11 protein-coding genes are annotated in these 11,631 nt (G+C 59.0%); 8 read left to right on the top strand and 3 right to left on the bottom strand.

The features are described from left to right. Window positions 1–827: LysR family transcriptional regulator (locus AC1ECN_RS30330; RefSeq protein WP_477955011.1), on the bottom strand; the 827-nt coding region annotated here is incomplete at its 3' end. 159 nt (window positions 828–986) lie between these two features. On the opposite strand from AC1ECN_RS30330, the gene AC1ECN_RS30325 reads away from it, so the two are divergent. Beyond that, the gene (locus AC1ECN_RS30325) at window positions 987–2,000 is read left to right on the top strand and encodes a L,D-transpeptidase family protein (protein WP_130672375.1); all 1,014 of its coding nucleotides are present in this window, start codon (window positions 987–989) and stop codon (window positions 1,998–2,000) included. 87 nt (window positions 2,001–2,087) lie between these two features. On the opposite strand, the gene AC1ECN_RS30320 is transcribed toward AC1ECN_RS30325, so the two are convergent. Beyond that, window positions 2,088–2,879, bottom strand: a complete 792-nt coding sequence (locus AC1ECN_RS30320) for a phenylalanine 4-monooxygenase (RefSeq protein ID WP_130672376.1) — start codon at window positions 2,877–2,879, stop codon at window positions 2,088–2,090. Window positions 2,880–3,002: 123 nt separating this feature from the next. Between AC1ECN_RS30320 and AC1ECN_RS30315 the strand changes: the two genes are divergently transcribed. Further along, the gene (locus tag AC1ECN_RS30315) at window positions 3,003–3,464 is read left to right on the top strand and encodes an Lrp/AsnC family transcriptional regulator (RefSeq protein WP_003558669.1); all 462 of its coding nucleotides are present in this window, start codon (window positions 3,003–3,005) and stop codon (window positions 3,462–3,464) included. Window positions 3,465–3,472: 8 nt separating this feature from the next. Here the strand turns inward: AC1ECN_RS30315 and AC1ECN_RS30310 are convergent, their stop codons facing one another. After that, complete coding sequence (locus AC1ECN_RS30310) at window positions 3,473–3,985, bottom strand: Lrp/AsnC family transcriptional regulator (protein ID WP_018073198.1); 513 nt, start codon at window positions 3,983–3,985, stop codon at window positions 3,473–3,475. A 130-nt stretch (window positions 3,986–4,115) separates the two neighbouring features. On the opposite strand from AC1ECN_RS30310, the gene hppD reads away from it, so the two are divergent. The 6 genes from hppD to AC1ECN_RS30280 all read left to right on the top strand — a co-directional run bounded on the left by hppD (window position 4,116) and on the right by AC1ECN_RS30280 (window position 11,390). After that, entirely contained in the window at window positions 4,116–5,225 is a 1,110-nt protein-coding gene (gene hppD, locus AC1ECN_RS30305) for a 4-hydroxyphenylpyruvate dioxygenase (protein WP_477955009.1), read from the top strand. 61 nt (window positions 5,226–5,286) lie between these two features. Continuing rightward, complete coding sequence (gene hmgA / locus AC1ECN_RS30300; protein ID WP_130672378.1) at window positions 5,287–6,648, top strand: homogentisate 1,2-dioxygenase; 1,362 nt, start codon at window positions 5,287–5,289, stop codon at window positions 6,646–6,648. Window positions 6,649–6,688: 40 nt separating this feature from the next. Continuing rightward, the gene (locus AC1ECN_RS30295) at window positions 6,689–7,714 is read left to right on the top strand and encodes a fumarylacetoacetate hydrolase family protein (protein ID WP_130672379.1); all 1,026 of its coding nucleotides are present in this window, start codon (window positions 6,689–6,691) and stop codon (window positions 7,712–7,714) included. Then, a complete protein-coding gene (gene maiA, locus AC1ECN_RS30290) occupies window positions 7,711–8,343 on the top strand; it encodes a maleylacetoacetate isomerase (protein ID WP_130672380.1) in 633 nt (210 codons plus the stop codon). The genes AC1ECN_RS30295 and maiA overlap by 4 nt, the downstream gene beginning before the upstream one ends. Window positions 8,344–8,676: 333 nt before the next feature. Further along, entirely contained in the window at window positions 8,677–10,038 is a 1,362-nt protein-coding gene (locus AC1ECN_RS30285; protein WP_477955006.1) for a COG3904 family protein, read from the top strand. A gap of 83 nt (window positions 10,039–10,121) precedes the next feature. Further along, window positions 10,122–11,390, top strand: coding sequence for a patatin-like phospholipase family protein (locus AC1ECN_RS30280; RefSeq protein WP_130661408.1), 1,269 nt, complete (start codon window positions 10,122–10,124; stop codon window positions 11,388–11,390). Window positions 11,391–11,631 lie beyond the last annotated feature (241 nt).

The following is an 11,631-nucleotide window of genomic DNA, read 5'->3' as shown; positions in this document are numbered from 1 at the left end:
TAGTAGAGATGGTAGCCATCCCAGTATGGCGAAAAGGCTTCCAGGACGCGTCTCAGACGGCCTTCCGCGATATACGGAAGAGCGACGTCTTCCGGTATGTAAGCCAATCCAAGCCCTTCCAGAGCCCCTTCCACGCCTTGATAGGAGTTGTTGAAGGCAAGCTGTCCCTCGACCCGGATTTTAATCTCTTTCCCGTTGTCTTCGAACTCCCATGCCCAGAAGCCCCCATAGGTGGGCAGGCGCTCATTGATGCAGTTGTGGCGGACAAGGTCCTGCGGATGCTCGGGAATCTCTTTGCCATCGAAATATGAGGGTGCGCCGACGACGGCAAAACGGAAATCAGGTCCGATGCGAGTCGAGATCATGTCTTTCGCCACCTGCTCGCCCATCCGGACGCCCCCGTCGAAGCGCTCCGTCACGATATCCGACAGCCCGTTCTCGCGTATCAGTTCCACCTTGATATCAGGATTGTTGGGTAGGAAGCGCTGGAGCTTCGGCCAGATGATCCACTTTATCGCATGGTCGGATGCCGTGATGCGGATGTTGCCGGCCGGCTTTTCCCTAAACGCGGTGAGTGTTTCCAGTTGAGCCTCGATCTCGTCGAAGTGTGGTCCCACGCCTTGGAACAATCGTTCTCCAGCGTCGGTGAGCGAAACGGCCCGCGTGGTACGGGTCAAAAGCCGGATTCCAAGCCGCGTTTCGAGCTGGCGGACAATATGGCTGAGCGCCGATTGAGATACGCCCAGCTTCGCCGCCGCCCGCGTAAAACTCTTCTCTCGGGCGACTGCCAGAAAGGCCATCAGGTCATTGACGCTCTCGCGCGGCATCATGAGCTCCTTCGGATCAAATGGCGGTTGTACTGAATTTGCTGAGGCTGGACATTGAAATCATCGTGAACAGAAGCCGGCGGTTCCGCTGAAGACGTAGCTGTAGCCGAAATTCTCCAGCCGCTCTCGCGCAGTGGAACAAGTTCCCGCTCTGGCCATTTGTCGTCCATGAAAACAGCCCTGCCGATGTCGCTGCTCGCTCTGGCCATCTTCGTTGGCGGTGCTGCCGCGCGGGAACTCCGACCCGAAGCAATTAATACCGCGTCGATTGCTTCCATCGGGGCAGGGAAGCCTAAGCCCGCAGATCCAGACCCGGCGATGGTCCGCCTTCAGGTCCTGCTCGACCGTGCAGGCTCGTCTCCCGGTGTGATCGATGGATTATACGGGGAGAACGTCAACAAGGCCGTGGCCGGCTTCGAGGCTATGAACAATCTCCCTGTCGATGGGAGGCCGGATCCGGAAGTCGCCTCCCGCCTGGAAGGCAATGCCGCCATCGTTTCCCCGATCGTTGAAAGCTATGTCGTCTCGGCAGAGGATGCCACGGGTCTTGTTGACAAGATCCCGGAAGACTATGGCGAGAAGGCAAAGATGCAGAGCTTGGGATATACGAGCGTTGCCGAGAAGTTATCCGAGCGGTTCCACATGGGGATCGATTTCGTGCATGCGCTCAACCCGGCTTCGCAGTTTGCTCCTGGCGATACGGTGTGGGTCGTGGATCCCGGTCCTCCAAGGCAAGGAAAGGTCAAGAAGATCGAGGCTGACAGGAAGACGGGACAGGTGCTCGCCTATGCCGCGGATGGATCACTGCTTGCAGTCTATCCCGCGACGATCGGAAGCGAAGACAATCCGGCGCCGTCGGGCAAGCACAAAGTCAAGGGCGTCGCCAGGATGCCGGTCTACAGATATGACCCGAAGCGCAACTTCAAGCAGGGAAAGAACGACAAGGTCCTGACGATTCCGAAAGGGCCGAACGGCCCGGTCGGCACGGTCTGGATCGACCTGACCGAACCGACCTATGGAATACACGGGACACCGGAGCCGAAGCTCATCGACAAGGTTGGCTCGCACGGTTGCGTGCGGCTGACGAACTGGGACGCCGAAGAACTGGCCGGTATGGTCAAGCCCGGTGTGCTGGTGGACTTCGTCAGTCGAAGTTCAGCCACGCCGAAGTGACGGGAATACGTCGCAAATCCCGCCATCTTCCCCGGCTTGTCGCCAATGGGATGTAGTTTGCGTCTGGCGCCGCCATATCATCGGCGTTCACGACGCTTTGGCTTCGAAAGCGGGGGCGAAATCACCCAGCGATTTTGCCTTGAGGATGGTGGCCTCGATATCCTGCTCCACGATCGCTTCCAGATCGGCGAAGCCGTCGATGACATAGTAGATCGGCTGGAGGATATCGATCCGGTAGGGCGTTCTCAGCACGCTCAGCAGTTCGAACGGCCGGAATTCGCATGCCTTGCCTTCCATTGCCGCCTTCGCTTCGCTGGGCGATGAGACGATGCCCGCGCCGAAGCAGCGGCGTCCCTGCGGCGTATTGATCAGGCCGAATTCGACGGTGAACCAGAAGATCCGGAACAGGTGCCATGAATAGCCCTTGCCGAGGCGGACGGCGGTTTCGCCGAAATGCCGGACGAAATTGGCATAGCTCTGGTTGGTGAGCATGGGGCAGTGGCCGAAGACCTCGTGGAACAGGTCCGGTTCCTCGATATAGTCGATATGTTCGCGACGGCGCAGGAAGGTTGCGAGCGGGAATTTGCCTTGCGACAGAAGCTCATAAAAGCGCGACGGCGGAATGAGCGCCGGCACGCCTTGCACACCGAAGCCGGTGGTTTCGTTCAGGCGTCTGTTGACGTCGAGAAGCTGAGGCACCTTATCGGGCTTCAGCCCCAGCATTTTGACACCATCCAGATATTCGCGGCAGGCGGTATCGGAAAGCAGGTTCATCTGACGCCGATAGAGTTCACCCCAGATCGCATCTTCATCCGGTGTGTAGTCATAGAGACCATCCGGGCCGGGCAGTTTGGCGGTATAGCTGCTTTCCTTGGTCATGTGCTGATCCTCCCAGGCACGGCGCTTATCCTGCCATTATGATCCGGGTTTGGAGGATTTTCTTTTCTTTCATGCTGGCTGTCGCCATAATGGTGGAAAATATTCCCGAATGAGATGCGGAAAATGAAAGAACCTGGGAATTTTCGTCGCAAGCTTCTGCAGCTCGTCCAGGCCGACGGCAGCCTGTCGCTGGCCGACCTGGCGGAAAAGGCCGGCATGTCGCAGAGCTCTGCATGGCGGAAGATCCAGGAACTGGAAGCCGACGGCGTCATCCGCAAGCGTGTGACGCTGCTCGATCCTGGAAAACTCGATCTCAAACTCTGCGTCATCGCGCATGTGACGCTGGAGGATCACCACGAAGAGGCGGTCGCTTCTTTCGCTTCGATGGTACTGGAGCGGCCGGAGATCATGGAGTGCTACGCCTTGTCAGGCGCCTTCGATTACATGCTGAAGATAAGGGCAAGCGACGTGGAAAGCTACGAAGCCTTCATGACCCGCTATCTGATGCGCAACCCGCATGTGCGCACGGTCGTCTCGAGCTTTGTGCTGCGCGAGCTGAAATTCTCGACCGAACTGCCGATCTGAACTGACGCTTACAACCCGGAGTACCGCGTGGCGTCACCATGCCAACCGCCTGGCATGTGTATCGGAAAGCCCTCGAATGTCTTCAGCGTGTCGAGGACAATCGACGTCTTCACATGCTGCACCGACTCGTGGGGCAGCAGAACGTCGTTGACGAATTTCGAGAGGTCGGCGAGCCCGCGGGTCGCGACCGTCAGGTGATAATCCATTTCGCCGGTTAGCGCATAGGCTTCGAGAACTTCCGGCAATCCGTTGATCAGTTGCGAAAACCGGCGGGCATTGTCTCTGTTGTGGGTCGCAAGCGTCACGGAAATGACCACCAGCATATCCAGCCCCAACTTCTGCCGATCGAGGTAAGCGCGGTAGCTGCGGATATATCCCTCAGCCTCCAGTCTCGTCCGCCGGCGCGAGCATTGCGACGGCGAAAGCGCGATCCGCTCCCCCAACTCATTGTTCGTCAGTCTGCCGTCTTTTTGAAGTTCCTGGAGCAGGCGCAAATCCAATTTGTCGAGCGGCTCATCCATTGCACGAAATCTCCAATACACTCACGGATCGTGCATAATTTCTTCCTGAAGCATAAAGAATGCAAGAACTTTGCACGCGTTTTGGGCCACACTTTGCATATCAAATGCCATCTCCTTTGGAGGAAAGAAAATGGGTCCTTTCCCGCATGACGCGCCGCCCTCGGAAATCACCGCTGACAATCCGGCCGGCACCGACGGCTTCGAATTCGTCGAATTCGCCCATCCTGAGCCCGAGACGCTGCGCGAGCTCTTCACACGCATGGGCTACATTGCGGTCGCCAAACACAAGACGAAAGACATCACCGTCTGGCGCCAGGGTGACATCAACTATGTCCTGAACGCCGAACCCGGCAGTCATGCCGCCCGTTTCGTCGCAAATCACGGTCCCTGCGCCCCATCGATGGCCTGGCGCGTCGTCGATGCCCAGCACGCGTTTAACCACGCCGTGTCAAAAGGCGCTGTTCCCTATGAAGGGGACGACAAGATGCTCGATGTCCCGGCGATTGTCGGCATCGGCGGCTCACTGCTCTATTTCGTGGAGACCTATGGTGCCAAGGGGTCGGCCTACGATGCCGAGTTCGACTGGCTTGGCGAGCGCGACCCGCATCCGCAGGGGATCGGCTTCTATTACCTCGACCATCTGACGCACAATGTCTTTCGCGGCAACATGGACAAGTGGTGGGATTTTTACCGCAACCTGTTCAACTTCAAGCAGATCCACTTCTTCGATATCGATGGGCGCATCACCGGCCTGGTCAGCCGCGCCATCACCTCGCCCTGTGGCAAAATCCGCATTCCGCTGAATGAATCGAAGGACGACACCAGCCAGATCGAGGAATATCTGAAGAAGTACAAGGGCGAGGGCATCCAGCACATCGCCGTTGGGACGGAGGACATCTACGACGCCACCGACAGGCTTGCCGACAACGGCCTGYGTTTCATGCCGGGTCCGCCGGAGACCTATTACGATATGTCCTATGAACGGGTGAACGGCCATAGCGAACCTGTCGAACGCATGAAGAAGCACGGCATCCTGATCGATGGCGAAGGTGTGGTGAATGGCGGCATGACGAAAATCCTGCTGCAGATCTTCTCCAAGACCGTCATCGGCCCGATCTTCTTCGAATTCATCCAGCGCAAGGGCGACGAGGGCTTCGGCGAAGGCAACTTCCGGGCTCTTTTCGAGTCGATCGAGGCAGATCAGATCAAGCGTGGTGTCATCGGTACCGCAGCGGAGTAAACTCACCAGCGCCGCGCATCTTTCAGACACGCGGCGCTGGAGTTTTCGGGGAGGAGTGAGTATGGACCAGACATCGATCCAGACGTCGGATGGTGAAGCCGCGACGGCAAACACGCTGAAATACATGCCGGGGTTCGGCAATGACTTCGAAACCGAGTCGCTTCCCGGCGCCTTGCCGCAGGGCCAGAACAGCCCGCAGAAGTGCAACTATGGTCTCTATGCCGAGCAGCTTTCCGGCTCGCCGTTTACCGCGCCGCGCGGGACCAACGAAAGGTCCTGGCTTTATCGCATCCGCCCGAGCGTGCGTCACACCCGCCGCTTCTCCAACGCATCCTATCCGCTCTGGAAAACCGCGCCGTGCCTCGACGAACATTCGCTTCCCCTCGGCCAGCTTCGCTGGGATCCCATCCCGGCGCCCGCGGAGAGACTGACCTTCCTCGAAGGGGTGCGGACCATCACGACGGCGGGCGATGCCACCACCCAGGTGGGCATGTCAGCCCATGCCTACGTCTTCAACGAGGACATGGTCGACGATTACTTCTTCAACGCCGATGGTGAACTGCTGATCGTGCCGCAGCTCGGCGCCATCAGAGTGTTCACCGAAATGGGCATCATGGACCTCGAGCCCCTGGAAATATGCCTGATCCCGCGCGGCATGATGTTCAAGATCATGAGGGGTGGCGACCAGACGGTCTGGCGTGGCTACATCTGCGAGAACTACGGCGCGAAATTCACCCTGCCGGACCGCGGGCCGATCGGCGCCAACTGCCTGGCAAATCCGCGGGATTTCAAGACGCCTGTCGCCGCATTCGAGGACAAGGAAACGCCCTGCCGCGTGCATGTGAAGTGGTGCGGAAAATTCTATGTCACGGACATCGGCCATTCGCCGCTGGACGTGGTGGCCTGGCACGGCAACTATGCCCCGTTCAAGTACGACCTGCGGACATTTTCTCCGGTCGGCGCCATCCGCTTCGATCATCCCGATCCGTCGATTTTTTCGGTTCTGACCGCGCCCACCGAAGATGCGGGCACCGCGAATGTCGATTTCGTGATCTTTCCGCCGCGCTGGCTGGTCGCCGAGCACACATTACGCCCGCCCTGGTATCACCGCAACATCATGAGCGAATTCATGGGGCTGATCCACGGCCAGTATGACGCCAAGGAGGAGGGATTCGTGCCGGGCGGCATGAGCCTGCACAACATGATGCTTCCGCACGGGCCGGATGCGCTCGCCTTCGAAAAGGCATCCAATACCGAGCTCAAACCCGTGAAGCTCGATCACACCATGGCCTTCATGTTCGAGACCCGGTACCCGCAGCAACTGACGAAATACGCAGCCGAGCTTGAAACGCTGCAGGATAATTACCTGGAATGCTGGGACGGCCTGGAACGCAAGTTCGACGGAACCCCCGGTATCAAGTGATGCATCAGGTGAAGTCATCCTCCGGCACGGGATTTCGGACATGAAACTTGCAACGTTAAAAGACTCCACGCGGGACGGCCGGCTCGTCGTCGTTTCTCGCGACCTGACCCGCTGTTCCGAGGTCGGTCATATCGCCCGCACATTGCAGGCGGCGCTCGACGACTGGGAGCATGTGGCTCCGAGGCTCGCGCTCATTGCCGAAGGCGTCGAGACGGGCGCCCAGCCGACGATCCGGTTTCACGAACATGACGCAACGTCACCTCTGCCGCGTGCCTATCAATGGGCCGACGGCTCCGCTTACGTCAACCATGTCGAACTGGTGCGTAAGGCACGCGGCGCCGAGATGCCGGCGAGCTTCTGGACCGATCCGCTGATCTATCAGGGCGGCTCGGACGCTTTCCTTGCCCCGCGCGACCCGATCTTGGCGGCCGACGAGGCCTACGGGATCGACATGGAGGGCGAGGTCGCCGTCATTACCGGCGACGTTGCCATGGGGTCCAGCCGCGAGGCCGCCCGCAGCGCCATCCGCCTGCTGATGCTCGTTAACGACGTCTCGCTGCGCGGCCTGATCCCGGACGAGTTGGCGAAGGGATTCGGTTTCTTCCAGTCCAAGCCGGCCTCGGCATTCTCTCCGGTCGCGGTGACGCCGGACGAGCTTGGGGATGCCTGGGATGGCGGCAAGCTGCATCTGCCGCTGTTGGTGAGCTTGAACGGCCGGATCTTCGGCAGGGCAAATGCCGGCCTCGACATGACCTTCGATTTCGCCCAGTTGATTGCCCATGCCGCCAAAACCCGTAACCTCCTGGCCGGAACGATCATCGGCTCGGGAACGGTATCCAACAAGCTGGACGGCGGCCCGGGCAAGCCGGTGGAAGACGGCGGAAGCGGTTACTCCTGCATTGCCGAAATCAGGATGATCGAGACGATCGAGACCGGATCGCCGAAGACCCCCTTCATGAAGTTCGGGGATCAAGTCCGCATCGAGATGAAGGATAAGGCCGGCCATTCGGTCTTCGGGGCGGTCGAGCAGACGGTCGAAAAATACCGCGGAGCCGACCCGCGATGAACGAGGTCGTTCTTTACGACTACTGGAGATCATCGGCGAGCTATCGCGTCCGCATCGCGCTCAATCTCTTGGGCGTCGATTATCAGACAGTGTCCATCAACCTGTTGGAAGGAGCGCACAAGACCCCGGAATATCTGGCGCTCAACCCTCAGGGACTGGTGCCGACATTGGTGATCAACGGGAAAACACTGACGCAGTCGCTGGCAATCATCGAATATCTGGCCGAGCTCCGGCCGGAATGCGGATTACTGCCACCTGACATTGCCGATCGCCAGAAAGTCCGCGCCCTTGCCTATGCGGTCGCCATGGACATCCATCCGATCTGCAATATGCATGTCGTGTCGCATCTGATGAGCATGACGAATAAGCCCGATGCCCGCGAGCAATGGATGAAGCATTTCATCACCGACGGGCTGGGCAAACTGGAAGCGATGATCGGCAAAGCCGATGGCGCGTTCAGCTTTGGGGATGCACCGACGATGGCGGACCTCTGTCTTGTTCCCCAGGTCTACAACGCCCGCCGCTGGAGCGTTGAGTTGACCGCTTTCAAGCGCATCGTCGATATCGACGCCAGATGCGCAGACCTGCCGGCCTTCCAGGCGGCGCATCCCGACCGCGTGAAACCCTAACGGCGGATCGGGACCCGGGACGAAATTCGAAGAAGCGTCCCCTTGTTCCTGCGACTCTCGCATCAATGGCCGACACACACCGGATCGCGTGGACTGGGATCTCACGATCGCGGTGAGGAACCCGCGTTTACCTTGTATCAAAACTTCTGATTGTGCCGCTTGTCAGAAGATTGTCCCTTGTGCATTGATTATATGCTGTTGGGGTAAGTCTGAAATGTTCTCGTCAAAGCTGTTGATCTTCAAACTCGTGATGGACACGGGTTTGGTCGTATTTGAAGGCTGACGGTCTCATCGCAAGGATTCGATGATCGCCCGGCAATAGGTGGGCAAGATATGCTGCGAGTGACGACGGGAGAGATATACGTGCTCGAAGGCTGGAGAAATATGCGGAAATCCGTCTCGTTCATATCGATGCTGCTGGCGTTCGTCGCCATGGCAGGAGAGGGGCATGCAGCAATTTCCTACCAACGTGTGGACGGCGCCCCGGGACGTGGTCTGGTAATAAATGGCGTGTTTGAATTCTCCGACGATCCGATGCAGCTTGTCGACGAATACACGCAGTACCAAGCGGACTACATCAGCTTTGACTCGCCCGGCGGAAACGTGGTCACCGCGATCAGGTTCGGCCGCGCCATCCGCGCACTGAATGCGAGAACGCTCCAGATCAGAGCCTTGGAATGTGCATCGGCTTGCGCCTTCGCCTTCGTCGGTGGCGTCGAAAGGTTCGCCGAGCCGGGCTCCATCGGCGTGCATCGGATTTCCCTATCCGACGATGTCCCCATGGACAACAAATTGGCAGTCTCGACCGTTCAATTGATGACCGGCGAGATCATCGGCTATCTCACCGACATGGGAGTAAGCCCCAATCTGCTGCAGCTCAGCCTGTCGATCGACAGCACCGATATACGGTATCTCACCGCTGCGGAAATGCGAGACTGGAACATCAACACGCCCGAGGATATGCCCTCGGCACAGGAAAGCGCGCCGTCCCCGCCAGGCGCAGCGCCGCAGGAGAGCGCAACACCCGCCGACATGCCGTCAGACCCCAGCGCTTCCGAGGAGGTGGCGGCCTCCGAACCCGGCGACCTGACCACGGAGGCGGTTGATTTCGTCAACCGATACAATGACGAATGGTCGAAAGACAGTGCCTCGGCGTTGGCCTTTATGAAGGGCGTCTATGCCGACGAGGTCTCCTTCTTCGGAAACTCGGTCGACAAAGACGCCGTCCTGAAGGAAAAGGCAGCCTTCGCCCAACGCTGGCCGGAGCGCATCTACAGCGTCAAGCCGGGCTCCGTGACTGCCAGTTGTGCCGGAAAATGCGAAATGTCGGGAATTGTCGAGTGGTTTGCCGGAAACAGGGACACGGGTAAGACGTCCTCCGGGATGGGGGAATTCTCTTTCGTGTGGAACACGGCCTCTCTGCAGATCGAGTCCGAGACCGGAAAGGTGCTCGCCACGGACAAGGGGGCCAAGGCACCGGATCGGTTGATCCATCAGTGGACAGGATTGGACGATATCTGCCGCACAAGTGTCGATCGCGAAGGGGCCGAGACGCTACGGGCATGCAAACGGCGCGACGAACTCGGTCCGCTGCTCAATCGCGCGGACTGGTGTTATGGCCATAAGGACGAAGCCGGAATAAACTGGGAGTGGCACAAATGCGATGCCAACTCCCGCCGACATACGAGTAAGTAGCGCGCAGGCCCAAAGACGCGCGACCAGTGATTTGCCCGGAGGAAGAAATGTTGGGAAGCTCATATTCCTGAGTGAGGCCGAGCATGTCGGAAAACGAACATTCCCGATCGAACACCGCCCTGCCGGGTTCTGACGAACCCGACAAGCCGGCCGAGCGCTTCCAACTCGGCCTCTGCCTTTCGGGCGGCGGCTACCGGGCCATGCTTTTCCATGCGGGATCGCTTGCGAGGCTCAACGAGGCCGGTCTTCTGGCAAAACTCGATATGATCTCGTCGGTGTCGGGCGGATCGATCGCGTCCGGCCTGTTGGCCTATATGTGGCCACGGCTCGTCTTTGAGAACGAGGTCGCCGTCAACCTCAAGACAGAATACCTCGATCGCATTCTGGCCTTCAGTCAGCTATTCGCGGATGGGGCGAGCTTCCTGAAGGGCGTGTTCAACCCCTTCTCGAGCGCGGCGGAGGAAGCCGCGAAACTCTACGAGCGGCATCTCTTCGACGGAAAATCACCAAGCCTGAGCGATCTTCCGAAATCGCCCTGGTTCGTATTTTGCTCCAGCAATCTCAGCACCGGTTCGCTCTTCCGGATGTCGAACCGCTATGTCGCGGATTACAGGATCGGGGTGTCGTTTCATCCGACACTTTCGCTCGCGACCGCGGTTGCCGCTTCGGCGGCATTCCCGCCCGTGCTGTCGCCACTGCGACTGGACCTGTCGCAGTTTTCCTGGAAGAGGGAAAAGCTCGACGACACCGTTGGCGAACCGGTTGCTCCGGGCAGGGCGATATTGAGCGATGGTGGCGTTTATGACAATCACGGCATCGAGCCGGCTCTGAAACGCTGCGACTGCCTGCTTGTCAGCGATGCCGGAGCGCCTTGGCGGTCCTCCACCCGCGGATACTGGAACTATCTCTCCCAGCTCAAGCGCGTTCTCGATACGACGGACAATCAGGTCAGGTCGTTGCGGCGCCGAGACCTGATCGGCGGCTTCAAGGCTGCCAAACAGGCTGATATGCTTGGCCTCGACGATCTCGCGAAATCGGCTCTACGCGCAAGAACGCGCGGCGTCTATTGGTCGATCGACAGCAAGGACGCTGAACTCAAGCCATATGCGTCTTACACGTTGCCGCCGTCATCGGTCGTTCCCTCGGAGGTCGGCACCTACCTTCATTTCCTCGGTGCGAAAGAGACGGAGCATCTGACGAACTGGGGGCATTACGTCTGCGACGCGATGCTCAACCGGTTTTACCAACCGCCCTTGGCTCCATCGCTCGGCCCGCCATTGGTTGCCGGAATCGTGAAGCCGGCTTGGGCGGCGAGGGCCAGCAAGCGCCTGTTCGACTTTCTTCCCTTTTAAACGAAGGCCAGGGGCCGGCTAAAGCGAGGCCAGCGGGATCCGGCGAGATTGCCCCAGCAGTCGAAAATCCTACGTTAAGCCTGAGGAAGAACGAACGTATCGACCGGTACGATGATCGGCTGTTCTGGCTCCCTTCGGCCGCTAATCTGAAGGGGCCCCAAAGTTCCAACTTCAATATTGTTTATGAAAGTGTGAGAGGCCCGGTTGCCCAGACCTCCCACGATATTTTTAGAGCTGAAGA

It is taken from the genome of Rhizobium sp. 01N447_2 (genome assembly GCF_056399245.1).
This window is presented reverse-complemented; position numbering and strand designations above follow the sequence as displayed.

Bases quoted from the DNA above. Each gene is read 5' to 3' on its own strand.
- AC1ECN_RS30320 (WP_130672376.1), bottom strand. From the start codon at position 2,879: ATGACCAAGGAAAGCAGCTATACCGCCAAACTGCCCGGCCCGGATGGT.
- AC1ECN_RS30315 (WP_003558669.1), top strand. From the start codon at position 3,003: ATGAAAGAACCTGGGAATTTTCGTCGCAAGCTTCTGCAGCTCGTCCAG.
- AC1ECN_RS30310 (WP_018073198.1), bottom strand. From the start codon at position 3,985: ATGGATGAGCCGCTCGACAAATTGGATTTGCGCCTGCTCCAGGAACTT.
- hmgA (WP_130672378.1), top strand. From the start codon at position 5,287: ATGGACCAGACATCGATCCAGACGTCGGATGGTGAAGCCGCGACGGCA.
- AC1ECN_RS30295 (WP_130672379.1), top strand. From the start codon at position 6,689: ATGAAACTTGCAACGTTAAAAGACTCCACGCGGGACGGCCGGCTCGTC.
- maiA (WP_130672380.1), top strand. From the start codon at position 7,711: ATGAACGAGGTCGTTCTTTACGACTACTGGAGATCATCGGCGAGCTAT.
- AC1ECN_RS30285 (WP_477955006.1), top strand. From the start codon at position 8,677: ATGCTGCGAGTGACGACGGGAGAGATATACGTGCTCGAAGGCTGGAGA.
- AC1ECN_RS30280 (WP_130661408.1), top strand. From the start codon at position 10,122: ATGTCGGAAAACGAACATTCCCGATCGAACACCGCCCTGCCGGGTTCT.